General features: G+C 28.1%; 16 protein-coding genes and 1 tRNA gene. 12 read left to right on the top strand and 5 right to left on the bottom strand.

Going from position 1 to position 23,872, the window contains the following annotated elements; genetic code table 11:
- Positions 1-43: 43 nt before the first annotated feature.
- The 8 genes from GCL60_RS12135 to GCL60_RS12100 all read left to right on the top strand — a co-directional run bounded on the left by GCL60_RS12135 (position 44) and on the right by GCL60_RS12100 (position 10,108).
- Positions 44-1,777 carry an ATP-dependent nuclease gene (locus GCL60_RS12135; RefSeq protein ID WP_153420930.1) on the top strand — a complete coding sequence of 578 codons (1,734 nt, stop codon included), beginning with the start codon at positions 44-46 and terminating at the stop codon, positions 1,775-1,777.
- A 1,388-nt stretch (positions 1,778-3,165) separates the two neighbouring features.
- Entirely contained in the window at positions 3,166-3,417 is a 252-nt protein-coding gene (locus GCL60_RS12130; RefSeq protein ID WP_153420929.1) for a hypothetical protein, read from the top strand.
- Positions 3,414-4,220: a hypothetical protein gene (locus tag GCL60_RS12125; protein WP_153420928.1), complete on the top strand. Its 807-nt coding sequence runs from the start codon at positions 3,414-3,416 to the stop codon at positions 4,218-4,220. The genes GCL60_RS12130 and GCL60_RS12125 overlap by 4 nt, the downstream gene beginning before the upstream one ends.
- Positions 4,221-4,448: 228 nt before the next feature.
- Entirely contained in the window at positions 4,449-5,639 is a 1,191-nt protein-coding gene (locus GCL60_RS12120; protein ID WP_153420927.1) for an MFS transporter, read from the top strand.
- A complete protein-coding gene (locus GCL60_RS12115) occupies positions 5,640-5,798 on the top strand; it encodes a hypothetical protein (RefSeq protein ID WP_153420926.1) in 159 nt (52 codons plus the stop codon).
- A 103-nt stretch (positions 5,799-5,901) separates the two neighbouring features.
- Positions 5,902-6,864, top strand: a complete 963-nt coding sequence (locus GCL60_RS12110; protein WP_237639060.1) for a glycoside hydrolase family protein — start codon at positions 5,902-5,904, stop codon at positions 6,862-6,864.
- Entirely contained in the window at positions 6,861-8,369 is a 1,509-nt protein-coding gene (locus GCL60_RS12105; RefSeq protein WP_153420924.1) for an ABC transporter substrate-binding protein, read from the top strand. Before GCL60_RS12110 ends, GCL60_RS12105 begins: the two co-directional genes overlap by 4 nt.
- Complete coding sequence (locus GCL60_RS12100; protein WP_153420923.1) at positions 8,348-10,108, top strand: sensor histidine kinase; 1,761 nt, start codon at positions 8,348-8,350, stop codon at positions 10,106-10,108. Before GCL60_RS12105 ends, GCL60_RS12100 begins: the two co-directional genes overlap by 22 nt.
- Positions 10,109-10,233: 125 nt before the next feature.
- Here GCL60_RS12100 and GCL60_RS12095 read toward each other — a convergent pair.
- The 4 genes from GCL60_RS12095 to GCL60_RS12080 all read right to left on the bottom strand — a co-directional run bounded on the left by GCL60_RS12095 (position 10,234) and on the right by GCL60_RS12080 (position 14,456).
- Positions 10,234-10,308: transfer RNA gene (locus tag GCL60_RS12095), tRNA-Arg, on the bottom strand.
- A gap of 77 nt (positions 10,309-10,385) precedes the next feature.
- Entirely contained in the window at positions 10,386-12,197 is a 1,812-nt protein-coding gene (locus GCL60_RS12090) for a peptidoglycan D,D-transpeptidase FtsI family protein (protein ID WP_153420922.1), read from the bottom strand.
- Positions 12,198-12,568: 371 nt separating this feature from the next.
- The gene (locus tag GCL60_RS12085) at positions 12,569-12,853 is read right to left on the bottom strand and encodes a hypothetical protein (RefSeq protein WP_153420921.1); all 285 of its coding nucleotides are present in this window, start codon (positions 12,851-12,853) and stop codon (positions 12,569-12,571) included.
- Between the two features lie 52 nt (positions 12,854-12,905).
- Positions 12,906-14,456: a UDP-N-acetylmuramoyl-tripeptide--D-alanyl-D-alanine ligase gene (locus GCL60_RS12080; protein WP_153420920.1), complete on the bottom strand. Its 1,551-nt coding sequence runs from the start codon at positions 14,454-14,456 to the stop codon at positions 12,906-12,908.
- Between the two features lie 106 nt (positions 14,457-14,562).
- Between GCL60_RS12080 and icmF the strand changes: the two genes are divergently transcribed.
- Positions 14,563-17,841: a fused isobutyryl-CoA mutase/GTPase IcmF gene (gene icmF / locus GCL60_RS12075; RefSeq protein ID WP_153420919.1), complete on the top strand. Its 3,279-nt coding sequence runs from the start codon at positions 14,563-14,565 to the stop codon at positions 17,839-17,841.
- Position 17,842: 1 nt separating this feature from the next.
- On the opposite strand, the gene GCL60_RS12070 is transcribed toward icmF, so the two are convergent.
- Positions 17,843-19,435 (bottom strand): methyl-accepting chemotaxis protein, encoded by a 1,593-nt coding sequence (locus tag GCL60_RS12070; RefSeq protein ID WP_153420918.1) that lies wholly within the window; start codon positions 19,433-19,435, stop codon positions 17,843-17,845.
- A gap of 147 nt (positions 19,436-19,582) precedes the next feature.
- Here GCL60_RS12070 and GCL60_RS12065 point away from each other — a divergent pair, with 147 nt between their 5' ends.
- Genes GCL60_RS12065 through GCL60_RS12055 form a run of 3 tightly spaced genes read left to right on the top strand, consistent with a single transcriptional unit; the run spans position 19,583 to position 23,871 of the window.
- Positions 19,583-21,340 carry a chemotaxis protein CheA gene (locus GCL60_RS12065; protein ID WP_153420917.1) on the top strand — a complete coding sequence of 586 codons (1,758 nt, stop codon included), beginning with the start codon at positions 19,583-19,585 and terminating at the stop codon, positions 21,338-21,340.
- A 3-nt stretch (positions 21,341-21,343) separates the two neighbouring features.
- Entirely contained in the window at positions 21,344-21,832 is a 489-nt protein-coding gene (locus tag GCL60_RS12060) for a chemotaxis protein CheW (protein WP_153420916.1), read from the top strand.
- 8 nt (positions 21,833-21,840) lie between these two features.
- A complete protein-coding gene (locus GCL60_RS12055; protein WP_153420915.1) occupies positions 21,841-23,871 on the top strand; it encodes a methyl-accepting chemotaxis protein in 2,031 nt (676 codons plus the stop codon).
- Position 23,872 lies beyond the last annotated feature (1 nt).

Genomic DNA, 23,872 nt, shown 5'->3' with positions numbered 1-23,872 from the left:
TTAAGAATTATTACTAATTTAATTTTTTATGAAGAAGCAAAATATGAAAATTCAAAAAATTATGATCCACAACTATAGATCTATATTAGAAGTAGAAATTGAAGTTTTTAATTATTCACTTCTTGTTGGTTCAAATAATTCTGGAAAGAGTTCCATTCTTAATGCTATTCGACTATTTTATGATGACGATAAATGGACAAAAAATGATTTTCCAAAAATTACGACTGAAGATGATGAATCATGGGTTCAACTTACATTTTTGCTTAATGATACTGAGTGGAAAAGTTTGGAAAAAAAATATAAAAATGAATCAAGTAGTAATTTATTAACATTAAGACGCTATTTTAAGTCAGACAATAAAAAATATTTTCAAGAAAAACAGAGTAATATTTTTGCTTTATTAGAAGGAAAAGTTGATGATGAACTATTTTATAATTCAAAAAACATAAGTACTGCTAAAGTAGGTCAAGTCCTCTACATTCCAGCATCAACCACAATTGATGAACAAACAAAAACAACTGGCCCTTCACCTATGCGAAATATTCTCAATTATTTGTTAAATAAAGCAATGTTAAGAAGTCAATCATTCATAACTTTGAAAGAAATTTTTGATAACCTAAATATTGAAGCAAAAAATGAAACTGGTTTTTTAAGTGAAATATTAAAGCCATTAAATGATGCTTTTTCAAATTGGAATATTAAATTTGATTTAACTATAAATAGTATTACAGCTGAAGATATATCTAAAATATTTGTAAAACATAATTTTGTGGATTCATCAATAAACTCTGATAATGGTTTTGAATTAGATCGTTATGGACATGGATTTCAACGATTAGTTATTTATGAACTTATACGATTAGCTACAAAATTAAAAAATAAAGATAAATTAGTTAAAAAAGAGTTCAATCCTGATTTCACTCTTTTATTAATTGATGAACCAGAAGCATTTTTGCATCCTGGTCAACAAGAAAGTTTTGCAAATAATCTAAGACAACTTGGGGATACAGAAGAAGAACAAGTTATTATTGTAACTCATTCTCCTATTTTTGTTGGGAAAGCTGCAAATGAAATTAAACAAATTGTTAGAGTCCAACGTAAATCTGGTATAACAAAGATATTTCAACCCAAAGGTGATAAAATAAATGAAATATTTAAAGAAGGATTAAATTTATTAGAAGAATTAAAAAAATTTGTTGAGAATACAGAGGTTGCTGAGGTAAAAAAGAAAAAAGCACGCGAATTAATTCAAAATCCTCCAACAATTGAAATAGCCGAACAAGAAGAAAATTTTAGATATCAACTCTGGTTAGACGGAGAACGAGCACAGCTATTTTTTGCCGATCAAGTTTTATTAGTTGAAGGAACAACTGAAAAGGTATTATTTAATTATCTATTAACAAATCAATGGCATGGTTTTTTTAATCAAAATATTTATATTCTTGATGTTCTTGGAAAATATAATTTTCATCGATTTATGAATCTTCTTAAAGTTTATGGTATTTATCATGGAGTTATTCTTGATGGTGATAATAACAAAGATCATCATCAAGTAATAAATAACTTCGTAGACACTCAAAAAAATGATTATACATTAGCAAAACCTGTTAAATTTATTGATTGCTTAGAGACTTTTTTAGATTTATCTTATATAAAAAGTCGAGGCGACAAAAAACCAATTGAAATTATGAAAGCAATTATAGATCAAAAAATTTCAATTGAAAAACTTCATTTATTAAAAATAGAATTCTGCAAAGCTCTTAATCTTGATATATAATTATCACTATTTAAAACATAGTATAAAATTAATTCAAATCTTCGTAAATGTTTAATAGTTTATTTTTCTAAAATCATGTTCAATATTAATCAGCTTCTCAATTGTAACCTTAAAGAAATTATGAAAAATATTTATAATCCATATTTTTAATGATTAAAAAATAAGCAAATTTCACGAACTATCTAAATTCAGATCTCATTTCGATGCTTTGTCAATAATAATAAAAACACTATTATAATATTAAATACAAAATGAGTATTACAAATACTATTTTTGGCCATACGGACTGATTAAAGTCAAAATGCCTATGTCAGTCTGCTCTATACAGAATCATAAAAATTGGTTATTTCTAATGCAAAAATGTTCATAATAGCATAATTATAAAGCGGATTGTCACAAATAACTTGTATATGCGTCAATCCGTTAATCAAGAATTTCAATCAATTAAATGAGCATCTATATACTTTAAGTAAAATGTAAGACATATCTTATTTTTTGCACTTTGAAAATAATTAAAAATCTAAGTACAGACCGTCACAATTAATCCGTGATATCGTCAGTCCGCACACTAGTATAAAAACACAAAATGAATAAAATCAGAATAATTCTAATTAATTAACTATCTAATATATTTAGATTAAGAGTTGATTAGCTATTATTTATTGCATTTTAATTGTATTCAAAAATAAATTTGCGGACTGACACAATTGATCTTTCATTTCGTCAGACTCTTACCCCATTATAAATATTCAAAACTTTAAATTTTCGCGATAATTTTAATCAATTAACAGACTGTCTAATATTTTTAGTTACAGAGGCGGTCTGTAATTATTTTAGAAGGAAATTGAGTGATGATTTACTGAATATTGAAATGTGGCAAAATACGTAAATGAAATACTAATAATTTTTACATAATAGCGGACAGTCTAAATACTTTAGACAAAGTGCAAGTCTGTTAAAACTGAATAAACAGACAATCTTTAAACAGAACAAAACCCTTAAGTCACATTTAATAATTAAAAAATATAATAAGGAAACATTACATTTTAAATATAAACTTTAGTTAAATTCAAATTCAAATTAAATATATTTCAGAACTAAATTGATTTTCTATTTCCGGTCAAATTTAAAGTTCATAATCCAACAGTCAAAAAATTAAAACATAAATTTATTTTTAAAATTAAATAGTTAAACCGGTTTTTAAAAATAGCTAATTTTTAATGCTTTTTTAAATTTCTATAGTTTGCAATCTTTTCTTGCATCAATTTTAACGAATTCAAATCATTTAGACAGTCCGTAACGTTACATGCAAAATTTTTTTTAACAGAGCAATTTCGCTCTCAAACCACAAGCGCAAGTAAGCGCATTTAAGAAAAGGATTTAATTTTATGGATAGTAAGGATCAACCAACTTCACCGAAAGACAAATACAAAGAACTTGCAACCCAAGCTTTAAAAAAGGGTTTACGGATGTGTGGAAACATAACAAGACTAGGACAACATTCAGGCATAACAAGGCAAACCCTGACAAGTATTGCAAGAGGAAAATCATGTTCACATGCAACACGTTTAAAGCTTGAAGCATTTATTGAAGAACAAGAACAAAGGAAAGGCAGACCATTTAAAGGAGCACAATTATGAATTTTGAATCCATTGCATCAGATAAATGGAAACAAGCTTTAAATATATGTGACATTAAGTTAGGCGAAGGCAAGCAACAAGGAAATGAGATTGTATTTAAAAATATATTTACAAATGGCCAAAGCTATAATTCATTAAGATATTTACCTCATAAAGAAATATTTATGAATCATTGCGCTATTGGTAACGAAATGCATCTTAACCCTGTTAAGTTTATTTCAAAATATAAAAATATATCTCAAATTGAAGCTTATATTTTGCTTAAAAAAAGCTTGGGGGAATGGAAAGAATCCTTTCTCCCCTTTGGGGAAAATAATAATAAACTTATTTACACACCTATTAAAAAAGAAATTAATTCTGAAGTTGTTCTAGGAAAATTCACTCAGCAATTTAGAACTCTACAAGAATGTTGGCAAAATGAAACCTATAGAAAAAGGTGTAAATTGTTAACTTTGATAAGTGAGAAGCTGGAGAATACTAGAAATCTAAATGCATCAAAAGAAGCGAAAGAATGGTGGGAAAGTAGATCTTTTGATCCAAAGTATATAACAGAGGGAAAAAAATCTTTTGTATTACTAGAATCTCCGGAGCAATTAGAAAATTTATCTTGTATAAAACAGATGACTCTTGAAGAAAAATATTTAACTGGAATATGGAAACCTCATGCCAAAACAGGAAAACCCGTTTTACAATGGATTAGCAAAGATTACTTAGTTTTATTTTTTTGTTGGAATTATATACAGGATCAATTCACAAACGTTACAATAGAAATTAAACATAAAATAAAGTTTGATTCATATTAGTTTTATTTAATATTTAAAAATATCTTAATAAAAATAAAATAATATTTAATATTTAATATAATTTTAAATATTAAATATAAAACAATAAAAGCTTACCAAAATATATAAATAATTTAAAATTGACATAATTAATTTATGGTATTATATATTAAATTGATAATTTTTATTAATAGATCTCAAATTACAAAATTTATATATGTTAATGATCTATTATTAGCAGGAAGTATTATGTCAGATTTTAATCCATTTTTATTTCAAGTATTAATATCAAATGTTCCAACAGTACTTACAAATGGTTTTATACCTATTTTGGGAAGCTCTTTTGGAACAAGCCTAGTAAGTCTTGGAGTATTTTTTTTCTTAATGCGCTTTGGAAATGTAGTTGGAAGTATCATTTCACCACTTATACACAATCGTTTTTTACCACATAAAATTGGTACAATTTCTGAATTATTATTTTTTGTTACCACTTCATTAATTTTATTCTCCGTGATAATTAAATCTATAGAATTATTTATTATTTGCGCATTCTTTAAAGGCGTAATAGGCGGTTCAATTTCAATTCTCAGATTTTCTTGGCTTAAACAATTCCCTAATTATAAACAATCAAGTCATTTAAACCTATTAGCTAATGTTTTAATACAAGGATCGTATTGTCTTGTAGGAATATTTTTATTTATAGCTCCATCATTAGAAACTGCAAAAATTATCCTTTTTTTAGACGCAATTGGATCGCTATTTGGAGCTTTAATATTTTGGAAAATGAAAAAATTTAGCTCAAAACCAAACAATGTTTCAAAAAATAAATATAAAGAAATGATTACTTCATTAATTTCAACTCCTTCGCGTCGAATTATCCTTTTTACTGATATTTTAGTTTGTTGCGGACTAGGCGGAACAAATATCATGCTATTTAAATATGGAGATGAATTCTTTGGTAAAGAATATGGTTATGCTATAACTTTAATATTATATGGAATTTTTTACTTTATTGGAGGAAAAATAATTGAATTAAAAAACAAGAATAAAGAAATAAGACTTAATGAATATTCAGTAATAGCATCTCTAATAATTATGATATTTTCCTTAATTTTAATAATGAATACAGAAATTTTTGTAGTTAAAATAATATCATTTTCTTTAATATTTCTATTTTATCCATTAGTTAATTTACAAATTAATAGTGAATGGTTTAGATTATGTAAACCTCAAGAAGCGGCAGGAATATCCTCGGCTGAAATAATTTACTCACAAATTATTTTAGGTGTTTTTGAAATTATATATGGTTATATGATCTATGATAACTTCTTAAGAGTAATTTTTTTAATAACAGCAATCATATTTATGCTTTTCTATTCAGTTGCAAAGAAAAATGAATCAGAAAAAAGTTTAACTTTTATTAATAGCAAAGGAAACTAAATGAAAAATATAAATAATTACATTATAAAAAGTGAAGTAAATATTGATGAAAATAACTTAGAAATAATATATTTAGAAGAATTAGAAAAAAAACTTTTTAAATACGAGAAGACAATCAATATTTCTATCGAAGATTCAGAAATAAAATATAATAAATAAAATGAAAATTATTGGAGATCCTCACAACGGACAAAAAAGAGTATGCTTAGACATTTTTAATAGAATCTATAAACCCAGAAATATTTATTGGGAGTGGTTATTTTTGTCTGAAAGTAGTCTATTAATTGAACATCTTAAAAGTTATAAAAATATAAATACTGAATTTGATTTATATGATAAATGGTATACACTAATACCATCAATGAAGTTTACGCCTGATAATAATATATTTAATTCGGGATATATTGAATATCATAATATTTCGGAAATAACAGAGCCTATTTTAAATGAGAATGATTGGGAATCGTGTGGAGCAATTATTGCAATGTATGCTATGTTTGGAATAACAGATTTGCACTTTGAAAATATATTATTTGGGAAAAATTCTGATAATAAAATAGTTTTTTGTGCTTTAGATATTGAGTCTATTTTTAACAAAATTGGATTACTTTCTCAAACTCATCTTTTGCCATTTTATGATTTATCTGAAAATATTTGTGGGCTAAAAAAAATAAAAGATGCTTTTAATTTAAAACCTAAAAATAAATTTTTAGGGGCACTGGTTTTCGGTTATTTAACTTTTATGGATAAGTATAAAGAAGTATTCTTAAATATCTTAAATAATAATTTTTTTCATCAAATTCCAATCAGAGTTATAATAAGATCCACTAATTTTTATAATGAAATTATTCAAAAAAAATCTTTTAATTTTGACAATATTTATCCAGAAGAAAAAGAACAAATTTTAAGAAAAGATATCCCATATTTTTTCAGATACATAAACTCAAGAGATATCTTTTATTACAGTGAAAGTAAAAAAAATATAAAATTTTCTCATATAAGAAATAACAGTATTAATCAAATAAGAGAGCAATTCGTTACTAGTAATACTGATATAAAAAAAATATCAAATAATTTATTATTATTAAAAAAAACAGGAGCTGCTCAATTAATAAAATTTTTTAATCAAGAAAAAGATTTTTTCATATACAAAAATACTCGGTTTTATTTAAATTGTGATTATATAAAAATTGAATATAGAAATAATTTATGGATATATAAGTGAAGTACATTTTAATAATAATATTAATATTAATAAATACTCATTACTATTCTTTTGCAAAATCAGAAAAAAATAGAGAACAAAGTAATAATGTAAATGTTGCTTTAATCCAATTTCCAGAGACACTAGACCCTATAAAATCATGGAATTTTCAACATTTTATTTTAACACAATGCCTTTTTCAGACTTTAATTAGAATAGATGAAAATGGATCATTAATCGGAGATTTAGCTAATAAATGGGTTCTTTCAAATAATAACAAAACATATACATTTCATTTAAATAAATATTCCAAATTTCAAGATGGAAATAATATAACTTCAAGAGATGTTGCATGGAGTATATCAAGACATTTTTGGCCAAATTCAGACTCAATAACAGCAAGTTACTTATCAAAAATATTTAGTATTTCAAAAAATTTGAATCATGGTGAAATACATCCTAGCATAACAATTATAGATAAAAACACTATCCAATTCAACTTAAGGAAAGCTTATCCTCCATTTATTTATATATTAAGTATCTCTTCTTTTTCAATTATAAAAGAAAATAAATCAAATTTAACTTTTATAGGATCTGGACCTTTTTATGCAAAATTTTTTAATAAAAATAAAATTGAATTGAATAAGAATATTCAATACTCTAACGTTCAGCCAATTATTAATAATATTACTATTTTTAAATTAAATAATAATAATGAATTAAATAAACTAATAATAGATAATAATATTGATATTTTAGTCGGATTACCAAGAGGTGAATTAGAAAACATAGAATTACCTAAAGATTTTGAATTAAAGCACATAAGCTCATTATCGTTTACTCATATGTTTTTTAACTTAGATAAAAATATTTTTAAAAATAAAATACTTAGAAAAGAATTAGTAAAATTAGTTCAAAAACCTTTTAAAACTGAACAAGATTTTTCAAAATTTTATAAATTTAATCCAAGTTTTTTTCCAAAAGGAATATTACCAATAAGCTACTATAAAACAATAAATCATGAAAATATTGATTATAAAAACTTAAATATTTTAAAAAATAAAAAACTAAATATCTTAGTTCAAAAAGGTTATTTAAATATTAAAATGATTGATAAATTTGAAAAAACTTTTGCAAGTATTGGAGTAAAAATAAATTGGCAAATTGTTGCTACAGATTTTGTGGATGAAATAAATAAGAATCAATATGATTTATTAATTGCTGGATATATGGGAAATTTTCCTGATCCAGACGGTTATTTAGATCCTTTAAGAAATGATACTTTTCTTAAATTTGGAAATATTCCATCGGAAAATTTATTTAAAGAATTAGAAAAAATTCGATTTACAGAAGATCCCATGGAGCGACTAAAAAACTATTCAACTACATTTAAGAATTTTGAAGAAGAATATTATTTTGTGCCACTATTTCAAACAAATATCTCTATTATTAAGAGAAAAAATCTTAATATACCTGAGTCGAGATTTATTTATGAGAGTGAATTATGGAAAGTTCATTGGAAATAAAGAGAAGTTTTAAAAATCTTAGTTTTAAAAACTCAATTTTTATTCTTGCTTTTTCAATTTTTATTATTACATTTTTAGTCTATTCACTTGCTACTTTTTTTATTGTAAAACATTCTCTCGATACTTCATTTAAAAAAAATATAATTTTTTCACAAAATCTTTTTACAGACTCCATCAGAAATGATATTTTAACAGGACTATATTCTGAATTATTTAGAAAATGTAAATTATTTTTTGATTCAGGAAGGTTAGAATCTCTTCAAGTTATAGATTCCTCAGGAAATGTTATATGCAGTTTTGAAAATTCAATTTTACATGATATTGGTTTTATTAAGACAAATATTTATTTTGATGAAAATAAATCCCAGATAGCTTCTACAATAACTACAAATTTCTCTTATGCATCCATAAAGGAAGTTCTAGTTAATTCAATATATATAATTATTTTTATTGTTATTTTTATTTCAATAATTCTAGCATTTTTCGTGAATATCATGAGTAAATATTTTGGAGAACCTGTTCAGAATATTTCTAATATATTACAAAATTTTTCAATTGAAGACATCGCTAAAGGTATGCTTCCAATAAGAACTAGTTTTATAGAGATTGAAAAACTAAATTTAAATGTTTCTAAAATGGCTGAAAATATTTTATATTCTCAGAAACAACTTGTTCAAAAAACAGAGTCTGAAGCAATTGCAAAAGTAGCTTCACAGGTAGTACATGATATTCGTTCACCACTTTCTGTATTAAATATTTATTTAAAAAAAATATCCACGCTTCCAGAAGAAGAAAGAGTCTTTATTAGAAATGCTACAGAAAGAATTGATGATATTGCAAATAATTTAATTCATAAATTAAATAAAAAAGCAAATAATAATTTAATTTCTAAAGAGATTATTTCTTTATTAGTTGAAAAAATTGTTTCAGAGAAAAGAGTTCAATTCTCAAATAAAAATATTAAATTTATAACACAAATAGATTCAAATTCTTTTTTGGCTAATTCTGAAGTTAATAGCACACAATTTCAGTCTGTTATTTCAAATTTAATTAATAACTCAGTTGAGTCAATTTCAAATTCAGGAAATATTATAATTTCATTATTATCTAATGAATTTTTTATTGAACTAAAAATTATAGATGATGGATGCGGAATTCCAGACGAAATACTTCAAAAAGTTATAATTGGAGGAATAAGCACTAAAGCTAAAGGCACAGGAATTGGTTTATCAAGTTCTATAAAATTCATAAAATCTTGGGGAGGAGATTTAAAAATATCTTCAAAAATAAACGAAGGTACTATTATTGAAATTAATTTGAAAACATCAGAACTTCCACATTGGATTCCCAAAAAAATTCAAATACAAAAAAATAGCTCACTTTTAATACTTGATGATGATCAATCAATTCATGATGTAATGAATCATAAATTAAATTCTATAATAAATTCAAATGACAAAATAAATATTTTACATTTCAAAAGCCCTGAAAAATTAATTGATTTTTATGAAAATTTTCATAAAAATCAATCTGATAAAATATATTTTTTTCTAGATAATGAACTTATTGGCTATAATCTAACTGGTATTGATATTATTTGTAAATTCAATTTAAAAGATAATTCAGTATTAATAACTAGTAGATATGATGAAGATAGTGTTCAAGAGAAATGTAAAAGATTAGGGATTAAATTATTTCCCAAAGGGATTGCATACTATCTACCAATTGAAATTATATAATTAAAAATTAATTCTTCATCAATTTTTGCATGAATTATATATTGTGTCCCAACCAAAAATTGGGACAATCAATTGGGACTATCTTGCGGGGAGTCTTGAATGCTTATTTTATATGGAGAAGTAGATGGCGGACCCAGCAAGAATCGAACTTGCGCTTCAGGCTTCGGAGGCCTACGTGATATCCACTTCACTATGGGTCCTTAGATAAAGAATTTGCAAATCTTACTAAGTGGATTGTGGCACATTAGCCTTGCAACAGAGAATTTGTAAAGTCAAGTTATTGTAAAGGGGTTTTATCTTCGGTTTTTGAAAGATAAGCGTTGGCAAAAGGTTCAACGCTAAACACACCTTGTGAATTTAAGTAGTCGACCGTTCTTCTCCCAATTTGACTAAACACAGGGCCAGCGAGCATGGCTCCATAAGCGGGTCGCACTCTTACTTCATCGAGCACAACAATAATAGCAAGTTTTGGATTATTTGCTGGAATAATTCCTTGATAAACAGCAGTTCTTTCTGAATAAGCTTTATCTTTATTGGACCAAATTTGTGCTGTACCTGTTTTGCCACCAACATAAACACCAGGAATTCTTCCTGCGTTACTTTCTTCAATTACTTTACCCATCATATTAGAAACCAATTTACTTGTTTCTTTAGAAATAAATTGAATAGGTGGTCCCACAAAATTCTTTTCTGCTTCTTTGTCTTTTGCAATTAAGTTAACACCACGATCTTGTCCGCCACCTGCCATAATAGAGACGGCATGTGCAAGTTGTAGAGCAGAAATGGCGTAACCTTGTCCAAAGGACATATTTGCAAAACGCATTTCACTCCAGTTTTCTGGCTTATGAATACGTCCTTTCCATTCTCCTGGGAATCCCGTTCCTGGTGAGCGGCCAAATCCGACTTTCATAAGAGATTCATATAATTTTTCACGTCCTGCTTTTAGAGAGATTTGATACATTCCTACGTTACTGGAGTATCTAAGAACACCTTGTGTATCTAAGCTATGATCTACAGGGTGGTCATCGCGAATTTTTCCACCTGGCAAAAACATTTTCCCGCCACGGACATCGAACATGGTGTTTGGAGTAATAATACCAAGGTCAAGAGCTTTGGCGATCCACATTGGTTTAGAAGCAGAACCAAGTTCAATGGCATCCATTACAGGACGAAAACGGCGTGCATCGGGATCATTATTTGGTGGATTATTTAAGTCATACGTAGGATAACTTGCAATAGCTAACAATTCACCAGAAGTAACATCGATCACAACCGCACTTCCGCCTTTTGCTTTTGACTTTATGGCCCCATCACGCAGTGCATTTTGTGCAAATTGTTGAATAGAAAGATCGATAGACAATCTTAAATTTGGGAGATTTTGAGAAGGTTTAGAAGCATCGTTTGGCGTATCAATCACAACACGGCCGCGGGCATCGCGACGAGCGTCTACTTTTGTTGGTTTTTCAGTAAGACGGGTGTTATAAATTTTTTCAACGCCTTCAAGGCCACTTCCATCTGCTCCGACAAATCCGATCAATTGGGCGGCGACATCTTTTTCGGGATAAATACGTTTTGGTTCTTCAACGGTGTCTAAAAAGTTTTTCCATTTTTTAATAGAACCGATTTCATTTAGTTCGGTTTGAGTCATTTGTCTTCTAAGCCAAACAAAATTCTTTTTTTCTTTTTTTAACGCTTCTAAGTCTTGGTATGGTACTTTAATTTGTTTTGCTACTTTTCTAAGCGTTTCTTCGTCTTTAGGCATTTTACGAGTCAAAATAAATAAACTGGTACTGGAAACACTCACTGCAAGAACCTTTCCATTTCTATCGGTAATGGTTGCTCGCGGTTTTGATAACGTAACACTGGTTTCAAATTGCCTCGAACCAGTGGCTAGTAATTTTGTTCTTAAATCTGTAGGAAGAACAGTTAAATAGGCGTATCTCATTAAAATTAAAAATAGTGCTGCAAAAAAAATGGCACTCATGATGAATGCTCTTTTTCTATAATTAAATTCAACTTGTATTAATTTAGGATTAAAATAATTTTTTGCTTTTTGTATAAATGATGTTTTATTCTTATAGTTTTTCATACTTATTCTTTCAAAATTTAAACTATTTTAGTTTTTGCTTGAAATTTATTAGGAACATTTTCATTTTTTTTTAAATGTGCTTTTAACCAAAAAAAGAAAACAAAGAAATAAATATGATTTAATTCTATTTACTTAAAAAACCTTGTTTCCCTTTGAAATTTAACTAAATATCAGACAATAAGTTGATACAAAGAAAATTTCTTAAAACACAATTAAGATGTAACTCAAGCCTTTGGCATTTTCAATTTTAAATGAATCCTATTTATACTGAGAGGCATTGAAGCGATAGGTTTTTAAGTTTTTAGAAAAGAAAAATTTTTAGATACAAAAAAAAGCAATAATTCATTTTAAATGATTTTTATTGCTTTTTTTTATTGATATGCAGCATCACTATAATAAACTAACCATAATAATGAACTAAAATCCCGAGCGGCGATATGTTTCCCGTTATCACAGGCATCAAATAAAAGTTTTCTTTGATCCTCTGTAGCTAACGAAAGATCGATCCCAAGCTCTTCTCCTAAAATATTCCAAAGTTTAAACATCTGATCCTCATTCAATGAGAGAACTACATCATCCTTGGGATCAGAGTGGCGATCGACAAAAGAGTTTTCAAGGATTTTTAATAGTTCATTTTGAAGTACTTCAGGTCGCATAGTATACACCTCCCGAATTTCAAAATTGCTCATATTACCGAGTGTTGCTAACTCAACAATATTTCTCCTCAATAGATTTAACCACTCTATCAAGTTTCATTCCTCGGCTGCCTTTAACCAAAATAACATAATCAGAAAAGTTCACATCAATATCAGTTAGAAACTGACTAGGCTCTTCATCAGCGGCACGCCAGAAAAGCCTAGTATTATTATTCGATATTAACGTATCTTCTTTTTCTTTAAGTAACTTATAACAATCATACATGGCGGATCCATAAAGGCACAAGTAGGCGTTCTGGATATTTTTTAGCGAGTTGAACACTTTCTCATGCCAGTATTTTGACTCGCCGCCGAGATCAAGCATGTCACCTAAAATAACTACCTTATTTTTTTCTTTCCATTCCTTATTTTCAATTGATTGTAATGCTGCCTCTAAACTCATTGGACTCGAGTTGTAACAGTCATTAAATAAAATGATTCCATTTTTTAATGTTGTTACTCTTGAACGCATGGGTGGTGAAACGAATTGCGACCAGCCCGAAACAATTTCGTTCAAACTTCTATTTTGCATTATAGCAGTTGCAAAGGCTAAAGCAAAATTTGCAGCATTATGTTTTCCGGGCAAAGGAACATTGAATTTAATATTTCCATTTAATTTTAGGGTATTTATATTAGAAAAAATTTCAAATATAATATCACTTTCTGTACTAGATTCTTCAGGTACTTGCCAGACAATAATTTGAGAAATATGTTCTAATAAACTTTCTTTATCAATGAAAATTGTTTTCAGTTTGTTTTTTTCAATAACAACAAAATCATTTTCAGTATTCATAAAATGATTTGAACCTAGCTTTTTCGATTTTAAATTTTCTTCAAAAGCTTGTAATATTTTATCATCTTCAAATTGCCAAACTCTTTTTGTATTTGGATTTTGAAAGATAATAAGTTCTTCTTTTGCAGCCGTTTCCCAATTGATTAAATGTTCTAAATGTTCAGGTCCTAAAGCAGTTATTATAGAAACATCGGGAGTACCTAAAGCAACATGTTGCTCCATAGCTCCAATATCATCTATTCCAATTTCCAATACTAAAGCATTTGGTGGATTTATTTTATTATGCTCTTGTTGGCACAAAGTAACAGCCATACCCAAAAAACCATTTTCACTTTTTTCTGTTTTCGTTACCTTAAATTGATTTCCACCTAATAAACTGGCAAGCATTTCTTTTGTTGTTGTTTTTCCGTTACTTCCCGCAACCCCTATTACAGGAAATGAAAAACGAGAACGCATAAATTTTGCAAACTCTCTAAATTTATCAAGAACATTTTCAACTTCGATACATTTTTTTCTATTTTCAATAGACAGATTATTTAAATAACTCGAATTTTTATTTACAAGGGCAACCTGTGTTCCTTTTGAAAAACAATCCTCTAAAAAAGAGTGTGCATCAAAACGTTCCCCTTCAATGGCGACGAATAATAGTTGTGGTTTTACTTTTCTACTATCTAAACAAACACCATCTATAATTATATTTTCGAAATCATTTCTTTTTTTTGAATCTTTTGTAATTACTTGATAAATTTCATTAGCGGTAAGAGGCCACATTTTGTGTTTTCTCCATATTTATTATAACTTAAATCAATTTATGCTACTTTAAGACACGCTCATATGCTTTTAAGGCATGTTTGATTACTATAGAGGAAATAAAGCTATGGAAACAAGTTTTAAATATAAACTAAAAAATAAAGTGAGATTCGTAACAGCAACAGCATTATTTGATGGTCATGATGCAAGTATCAATATTATTCGGAGACTATTGCAACAAGGCGGAGCAGAAGTAATTCATCTTGGCCACAACCGCAGTGTTAGCGAAGTTGTACAAGCAGCTATTGAAGAAGATGCTCAAGCAATCTCTGTCAGTTCCTATCAGGGAGGTCATTTAGAATATTTTAAATACATGAGAGAAATGCTTGATAAAAATGGAAGACCCGATCTAAAAATATTTGGTGGTGGCGGTGGTGTAATTGTTCCAAAAGAAATTGATGAATTGCATCAATTTGGGATCACACGCATTTATTCTACCGAAGATGGTTTTCGCATGGGTCTAGAAGGTATGATATGCGACATGCTTGAAAAATCGGATTTTCCTTTAGATAAATGGCCTATTGAAATGGAAAATCGCAAAATATCGGCTCTCGATCATTTAAGATTTGCAAGAGCATTAACAATAATTGAAAATAATATTCATGAACTCCCCAGTGAAATAAAGAAACAAATTGAATCCGGAAAAAGATCAAAAGATTTAAAAGAAATTAAAAAACCTCCTCTTGTTCTTGGGGTAACAGGAACAGGAGGAGCAGGAAAAAGTAGCTTAACAGATGAATTAATCCGTCGTTTTACCTTTGAATATCCTGAAAGAAAAATTTGTATTTTTAGTGTGGATCCTTCTAAAAGAAAAACAGGGGGCGCATTGCTGGGTGATCGCATTCGCATGAATGCAATAAATCATGCCAATGTATTTATGCATAGTTTTGCAACTCGTGGAAGCAAAAGTGAGTTATCTTCTGTTACAAAAGAAGCTCTTTGTTTAGCAAGAGAAGCCGGATTCGATCTCATCATTGTGGAGACAAGTGGAATTGGGCAAGGTGATACAGGAATATTAGATGTTTCTGATTTAAGTTTATATGTCATGACAAGTGAATTTGGGGCACCAACACAACTTGAAAAAATTGATATGCTCGATTTTGCCGATTTAATTGCAATTAATAAATTTGATCGCCGTGGTTCCGAAGATGCTTTCCGCGATGTTAGAACAACAATTCGCCGCAGTCGTTTTGCAGGAAATAAAAACATTCCTGAAGATCAATACCCAGTTTTTGGAACCATTGCATCTAAATTTAATGATGATGGTGTAAATGCTTTATACAGAGAACTTCTAAAAATATTAGAAGAAAAATCTGAAAATGTTTCATGGCAAGAACGAGTTCAAATTCAAACTTCTAAAAAATCAACAAATATTTCACCTATTATAGCACAAAATAGAACTAATTATTTAACGGAAATTGCGACAACAATTAAAGAGTATCATAAAGAAACAAAAGAATTCATTAAAACAGCAACAAACATTTATGCATTAGAAAAATCTCATCAAATTTTAACAGATTCAAATATAAAAGATAAAATTCAGAATGAAACAAAGAAATACTGGGAATTCCTTCCAAAACAAATTGCAAATGATTTAAAATCATGGCCTTCTGTTAAAGAAAATTATGAAGGCGACGCTTTTAAATATGAAGTTCGTGATAAAAAATATGAGGTAAAAACATATACGACTTCATTGTCAGGACTCAAAATAAAAAAAATAAGCGTTCCTCAGTATGAAGATTATGGAGAAATTACTAAATTTTTACGCAATGAAAATTTACCAGGCACTTTTCCTTTTGTAGCGGGCGTGTTCCCATTTAAACGCTCCGATGAAGATCCTAAAAGACAATTTGCAGGAGAAGGTGGCCCCGCGCGTACTAATAATCGTTTTCATTTTTTAACCCAAAATGATCCTGCAAAACGACTTTCCACAGCTTTTGATAGTGTTACGCTATACGGTGACGAACCAAATAAACGACCAGATATTTATGGAAAAGTAGGTGAAAGCGGCGTCAGCATTGCTACTTTAGAAGATATGAAAACACTGTACAAAGGTTTTGATTTATGTGATCCAAATACAAGCGTGAGCATGACGATAAATGGACCTGCTCCCATTATATTAGCTTTGTTTTTTAATACGGCGATAGATCAGCAAATTGAAAAAGAAGAAAAGAAAAAAGGATCTAACTTAACAAAAGATGAATATCAAAAAATAAAAAGTCATACTTTGCAAACAGTCAGAGGTACCGTTCAAGCGGACATTTTAAAAGAAGATCAAGCTCAAAATACCTGTATTTTTTCAATTGATTTTGCCTTAAAAATGATGGGAGATATTCAAGAATATTTTGTGAATCATAAAGTAAAAAATTATTATTCTGTAAGTATTTCGGGATATCATATTGCTGAAGCAGGAGCAAATCCTATTACACAGCTCGCCTTTACTTTAGCAAACGGATTTACATATGTTGAATATTATTTAAGCCGTGGCATGCACATTGATGATTTTGCATCAAACTTAGCCTTCTTCTTTAGCAACGGAATGGATCCTGAATATTCTGTCATTGGGAGAGTTGCTCGTCGCATTTGGGCTATTGCCTTAAGAGATAAATACAAAGCTAACGATCGTTCTCAAAAATTAAAGTACCATATTCAAACAAGTGGACGTTCCTTACACGCACAAGAAATGAACTTTAATGATATACGAACAACGTTACAAGCTCTTTTAGCACTTTCAGACAATTGCAATTCGTTGCATACAAATGCTTATGACGAAGCAATAACAACACCTACTGAAGAAAGCGTACGCCGGAGCATGGCAATTCAATTAATTTTAGCAAGAGAGTATGGTGTTCTTAAAAATGAAAATCCAATGCAAGGTAGTTACTTTATAGAACAACTTACAGACATTGTAGAAGAAGCTGTATTAGCAGAGTTTGATCGCATTTCAAGTCGTGGTGGTGTTTTGGGTGCTATGGAAACACAATACCAAAGAGGGAAAGTGCAAGAAGAAAGCCTTTATTATGAAACCTTAAAGCACTCTGGTCAGTTGCCTATCATTGGAGTAAATACCTATTTAAATCCAAATCAAGATGAAAATGCTTTTAAAATGGAGATTCAACTTTCAAGAGCATCTTATGACGAAAAAGATGATCAATTAAAACGACTTGAAGAGTTTAAACAATCAAATTTAAATTCTTGTAAAAAAGCATTACTATCTTTACAAGAAACCGTTTTAAAAAATGGCAATGTGTTTGAAGAACTTTTGCATACAACAAGACATGCATCATTAGGAGAAATTACCCAAGCTCTTTATGCTGTAGGTGGTCAATATAGAAGGGCTATGTAATTTAAGCTGCTTTTTTATCTGTATTACCATTTATCATTAAGTTTAAGTAGTCAATAATTTCGGAAATTTCATTTGCTTTTAAATTTAGTTCAACTCCCGATTTCGCTGAGTCTTCCGAAATTTTTGCATTTTCTTGTGTTGATTTTTCTAGTTCATGAACTGCATTTACAATTTCATTAATTCCATATTCTTGTTCTTTTGTTGCTGTCGTTATCTCTAAAACAGATTTATTTACCATGGTAACATTTTCAACTGTATCCTTCATAACAATAGCACATTGATTTGCTATTTGAGTACTTTCTGCTATATTTTCATCGCCAATTTTAAATAACTTTTCAACCTCAGCTGTTGTACTTAAAATTATTTTTTCAACTGTATCTATACTTTCACTTAACATATTATTTATATCTTTGGCTGCATCACCACTCATTTTTGCTAAATTTCCAACTTCTTCAGCAACAACAGAGAAGCCCATTCCATGTTCACCCGCTCGTGCGGCCTCAACAGAAGCATTAAAAGACAATAATTTTGTTTGAAAAACAATATCATTTATCACTTTTGTTTTATTTGAAATATCTGAAATTACTTTTATAATATCATTAATTTTTTTATTCCCATGATCCACTTGTGCCATAATTTCTTTATTACTTGTTTTTATTTTATCAATACAAGAAATCAATGCAAATACAATTTTTTCACCATTTTTAACAGCGGATTCACTTTTTTTGGATAATAAACTAGAATGTTCTGATCCTTCAGAAGTTTTTTTAATCATGGAATTAATTTGTAGAATTGCTGAAGACGTTTTTTGCAATGATGCATTTTGCTGATTTGTACCTGAGCTCAAATTTTGTGAAGAACTATTTATATCTGTTGCACTTTGTAAAATTGCATTACTCTGAAAGATCAAACTCTCAATAACTTGATTCATCATTTTTGAAATTTTCAAACTAATATAGTAAGCAAAAACAGAAGTGATAGATAAAAATAAAATCATAAATAAAATACTTAAGTATTTTAAATTATTTGAAGTATTTTTTGAATTTAAAATTTCATTTTCACTTTCTTTTTCTATTTTATCTGAAAGAGTATCTAAATCTTTTTCCAATTTTTTAAATAACTGCATAAATTTTTCATGTTCTACAGCAGCTACTTTTTTATTATTTGCAAAAGTATTTTGAATGACCACCGCACTCGTTTCGACGTATTGATTAATAGTTGGGATCACATCTTTTACTAAAGGTCTAATTTCATTATTTAGTGATAGTTTATTTATATTTTCAATATAATCTTTAAATTTTTTTGCCATTTCTTTATTTTCATTTATAACTTCATCTTTTTCTGCTTGAGAACCTCCCGTGGCAGCTAATAAAAGTGCGTTCGTAACGTTACCACGAAGGCCATCATGCATCATATCAACCAAAAGGGTGTTTTTTATTAATGGAAAATTCGTATTTCCTAAGCCGTTTAAAAAACTATTTGAAATAGTTGAAGATATAACAGAAAATAATCCTAATATAATGATATTTATTAAAATAACAGTTATTAATATATAAAACCATTTTTTCAATGAAAAACTATTATTTTTTGTCATAAAATTCCTTTAAATTTTTATATCAAAACAGAATCGGAAATTTTTATCTAAATATTTAAAGTCTAAAAAATGACATGTCGTTATACCAATTTTCAAAGCTTCCGATATGGCTGAAGAAAAAATAAATCATAAAAAAGGCATTCTATTATGGATGACGATTTTGAATTAGAATTACAAAAAACATTTTTTCAGGAAGCTTCAATAAATATTGAAGAATCTGAAGAAGTTTATTTGCAATTTAGTGACAATACCCCAATAGATTTACTGGCAAGAAGTTTTCGTTTAGCCCATAATTTAAAAGGAAGTGCGAAAGCAGTAGGTTTTAGTGAGATAGCAGAAATTCTCCATACATTAGAGACTTTATTATTAAAACTTAAAAAGAAAGAAATTGAAGTTAACAACAGTATTATCAATGTCCTATTAATGACAAATGATAAGTTAAAAGAAATAATTGAACAATATAAAAATGATCTCAATTTCAAACCAAATCAAAAGGAAATTATAGAAGAAATTACTAAAGTTTTACAAGAATCTCAAAAAAATTCGCCTAATGACAATACGGACAATAAAGTAACTTTAGAAGACAACAAAGAAACACCTCAAGAAGAAGTTGTCTTCTTTAAAAAAGAGAAAAAAGAGGATAATAAAGTTAATCACGATGTAAAAATTCAAAAAAATAAAATTAAAAAAGAAATGTCAGAAGAAATCATTCGCATTCCATTAAATAAAATTGAAAAATTACAAAATTATATAGGTGAAATTGTCATTATACAAAGTATGTTTGAAGAACAAATCAAAAATTCTACGAATCAAAATTTAAAAAATCATTTTAGATTACTAAATAAAACTACAAAAGAAGTTCAAGATATTGTCATGAATTTAAGACTAGTCCCTATTAAACCTGCTTTTCAAAAACTAGCAAGAACAGCTCGTGATACATCAGTAATGCTAAATAAAGAGATTATTTTAAACTTTTTAGGTGAAAATACGGAAATTGATAAATTTATATTAGATGAAATTTCTGATCCATTGATGCACATGGTTCGCAATGCCATCGATCATGGTTTAGAAAGTAATGAAGAGCGCTTACAAAAAAATAAAAATAAAGAAGGTACAGTAACAGTAAAAGCAAGCCATGAATCAGGAAACTTAATATTATGTGTTCAAGATGATGGCAAAGGTTTAAATCCAAAAACTCTTTATGAAATAGCAACTAAAAAGGGTGTGATAAAAGGAAATGAAACATTAAGTGATGAAGAATGTTATCATCTTATATTCGCCCCTGGATTTTCAACAAAAGCCGAGACAACCGAAATTTCTGGCCGTGGCGTTGGTATGGATGTGGTTAAAACCAATATAGAAATGTTAAGTGGAAAAATTGAAATATTTACAGAAATTGATAAAGGAACAACATTTAAAATTAAAATTCCTTTGTCCGTAGGAATTCTTGATGCATTTATTACAGAAATTGCTAATGAAAAATTTATTATTCCTGTCAATCAAGTAATTGAATGTCTTAGTCTAAATAAAAGTAACATCAATCATTTAACAGGAATGGAAAGTGTTATTATTTTAAGAAGTGAAGAAATTCCAATAGTAGATTTATCTATGGGACTTCAAAATAAATATAATGATAAAAATAAAATAAATGAAAAAGTGATTATTATAGTTCAAAGTAACGGTAAAAAAATAGGAGTTATTGTTGATAAAATTATTTCTATTCAATCTGTGGTTACAAAGACAATTGGAGAAGAAATGAGATGCGAAAAAGGAATAGTTGGAAGCGTGATATTAGGTGATGGTAAAGTAGTTCCTATTTTAGAAGTTTCAGAATTAATTACAGGAAATATGTTTCAACAAAATGTACAAAGAAATAAATCCATTCTTTCATCAAAAGCAGGGTAATGTATGACAGAAGAAACAGGAAAAATACAACGATTATATACTACAGATAATAGATATCTTTGTTTCACTTTAGGAAATGAACATTTTAGCATTCCTCTTTTACAAGTGAAAGAAGTCATTGGTATTCCTGAATTTACGGGTATACCATACACACCTTCTTATTTTTGTGGAATAATGAATTTAAGAGGTAAAGTAATTAGTGTTATCGACATGAGAAAAAAACTAAATATCGTTTCAAAAGGATCAGAAGAAAATTCCGTCATAGTTTGTGATTTAGACAATATAACAATTGGAGCACTTGTCGATTCAGTTGATAATGTCATAAATATTGAAAAAGAAAAAATACTCCCAAAACCAGATATGCAAACAAGCATTAAAAATGATTATATTGAAGGATTAATTGAATACAAAAATCAACTTATAGTTTTAATCAATTTAGCAAAATCGTTGAGTGTAGAAGACTTAGTTCATATTGAAAAAACGGCTGCTTAGAGGTACAAATGAAAGAAATTTATTTTGCGGATAAATTTTCTTTAAAACTAAAAATTTTAATACTATGCCTTGCAGGATCATTTTCAATTTTTATTATTTCAATTATTTTTGCTTTTTTTAATTTTAATTCACAAGAAGATCTTATTAAAGAAAGAATGTATCAATCAGCAGAAGATCTTTCCAATTCTATTCAAGATCAATTTTATGAGCGTTATGGTGATGCAAAAACATTTGCTTTGTACTTTAAAAACATTTCTGGATATTCAAAAGAAGAAGTAAATTATTTAAATAAACTTGTTAAATTTTATGGGTTTTATAACTTAATCCTCGTTTGTGATTTAAATGGTAAATTAATAGTCACTAATGATGAAAATGCCGATGGAAAAAAAATAAACAGTGAAATTTTATATAAAGAAAATTTTTCTCAAACAAATTGGTTTAAAGAGACATTAACAAAAAGGTATTCCGAAGATGCTGCAAAAGGTTTTACTCAAGTAAATATTCAAAAACCAGATTTTAATGAAATTATTGAAAAAGTTTATAAAGAAAAAATATATTCAACTATTTTTTCTACATTAATTTACAATTCTAAAGGGGATACGATAGCTATATTAAGTACTCACCCAAATTTTTATTGGGTTGAAAATACGGTAACAAGAATGTATGATAATTTCGTAAATTCAAATATTAAAACACTGCATGTTTCCATGCTAGATAAAGATTTTAATGTTATATTAGACTACAATCCATCAAAAAATGGAAATAAAACAGAATTAGTTCATGATGAAAAAATATTAAATAAATATAATTTGTTAAAATCTGGACAACCCGCTGCTCTAAAACTATCTAAGGGCGAAGAAGGCACTTTAGAGTCTATAAACTCCCGATATAAAGTAAAACAAATAAACGCATATAAAAATGTGGTTGGAAAAAAAATAGTAGATGATATTGGATGGAAATTATTAGTTCGATTTGACAGCTCAGAAGCCTATGCAAGAACAAATTATTCTAGAAACATTTTCTTAGTCTTATTTCTTATCATATTCCTAATTATTACTGGGATTAGCTATTATTTTGGAACATTTTTAGCAAATAAATTAAAACATATTGCAAATAGTTTATCTAAAGGAAATCAAATTTTAATTCAGACTTCAACTGAAGCCACATCAGACAGCCAAAAGCTAAGTACTTCTGCAACTCAACAAGCAACTTCACTTCATGAAACGGTTTCTGCAGTGAATGAAATTAATGCTATGATGAGTAAAAGTTCAGAAATGGCGATTAGTTCTCAAAAGAAATCAGAAGAAAATATATTAAAAGTAAATGAAGGAAAAAAAACTATACATAATATGATTTTATCAATTAATAATATAAAGCAAAGCAACCAAGAAATTATGGAAGAAGTGTTAGAAAGTAACAAAAATATTTCAAGCATTATTAAAGTAATAAGTGAAATTGAACATAAAACAAAAGTGATAAATGAAATTGTTTTTCAAACAAAACTATTGTCTTTTAATGCATCTGTTGAGGCAGCACGGGCTGGTGAGCATGGTCGGGGTTTTTCAGTAGTAGCAGAAGAAGTTGGAAACCTTGCAAAAATGAGCGGAAATGCTTCTAATGAAATATCTACTTTACTAGAAAATAGCATAAATAAAGTGCAGTCTATAATAAACCAAACTAAAAATAATATTGATCAAATTTTAACAAAATCAAAAAATACTATTAAAGAAGGTGAAGAAGTAAGCAAAGAATGTGTAGATATTTTCGAACAAATATTAATAAATACAGAAGAGGTTAATACACTTGTATATGAAATTACAAATTCAGCTAAAGAGCAAGCCAAAGGAATTTACAAAATTAATAATGCGATGCATGAATTAGATAATGTAACAAATCAAAATAATAGCATTGCAGAAAAAACAACACAAACTGCACATGAATTATTAAAACAAAGTAATGAATTAGAAGCTATGGCAAAAAGTTTGATGGAAATTATTAATGGTAATGGATTGAATATTTTGGAAAAAGTTGAGGATTAAA

This window comes from Silvanigrella paludirubra (genome assembly GCF_009208775.1).
GTDB classification, from domain to species: Bacteria; Bdellovibrionota_B; Oligoflexia; order Silvanigrellales; family Silvanigrellaceae; genus Silvanigrella; species Silvanigrella paludirubra.
Note: the sequence above shows the minus strand (reverse complement) of the source record. Positions and strands in the feature narration are given on the sequence as shown.

What these genes read in the sequence shown, in the direction of transcription:
- GCL60_RS12135 (WP_153420930.1), top strand. Translation starts at nt 44, where the DNA reads ATGAAAATTCAAAAAATTATGATCCACAACTATAGATCTATATTAGAA.
- GCL60_RS12130 (WP_153420929.1), top strand. Translation starts at nt 3,166, where the DNA reads ATGGATAGTAAGGATCAACCAACTTCACCGAAAGACAAATACAAAGAA.
- GCL60_RS12125 (WP_153420928.1), top strand. Translation starts at nt 3,414, where the DNA reads ATGAATTTTGAATCCATTGCATCAGATAAATGGAAACAAGCTTTAAAT.
- GCL60_RS12120 (WP_153420927.1), top strand. Translation starts at nt 4,449, where the DNA reads ATGTCAGATTTTAATCCATTTTTATTTCAAGTATTAATATCAAATGTT.
- GCL60_RS12115 (WP_153420926.1), top strand. Translation starts at nt 5,640, where the DNA reads ATGAAAAATATAAATAATTACATTATAAAAAGTGAAGTAAATATTGAT.
- GCL60_RS12100 (WP_153420923.1), top strand. Translation starts at nt 8,348, where the DNA reads ATGGAAAGTTCATTGGAAATAAAGAGAAGTTTTAAAAATCTTAGTTTT.
- GCL60_RS12090 (WP_153420922.1), bottom strand. Translation starts at nt 12,197, where the DNA reads ATGAAAAACTATAAGAATAAAACATCATTTATACAAAAAGCAAAAAAT.
- GCL60_RS12085 (WP_153420921.1), bottom strand. Translation starts at nt 12,853, where the DNA reads ATGCGACCTGAAGTACTTCAAAATGAACTATTAAAAATCCTTGAAAAC.
- GCL60_RS12080 (WP_153420920.1), bottom strand. Translation starts at nt 14,456, where the DNA reads ATGTGGCCTCTTACCGCTAATGAAATTTATCAAGTAATTACAAAAGAT.
- icmF (WP_153420919.1), top strand. Translation starts at nt 14,563, where the DNA reads ATGGAAACAAGTTTTAAATATAAACTAAAAAATAAAGTGAGATTCGTA.
- GCL60_RS12070 (WP_153420918.1), bottom strand. Translation starts at nt 19,435, where the DNA reads ATGACAAAAAATAATAGTTTTTCATTGAAAAAATGGTTTTATATATTA.
- GCL60_RS12065 (WP_153420917.1), top strand. Translation starts at nt 19,583, where the DNA reads ATGGATGACGATTTTGAATTAGAATTACAAAAAACATTTTTTCAGGAA.
- GCL60_RS12060 (WP_153420916.1), top strand. Translation starts at nt 21,344, where the DNA reads ATGACAGAAGAAACAGGAAAAATACAACGATTATATACTACAGATAAT.
- GCL60_RS12055 (WP_153420915.1), top strand. Translation starts at nt 21,841, where the DNA reads ATGAAAGAAATTTATTTTGCGGATAAATTTTCTTTAAAACTAAAAATT.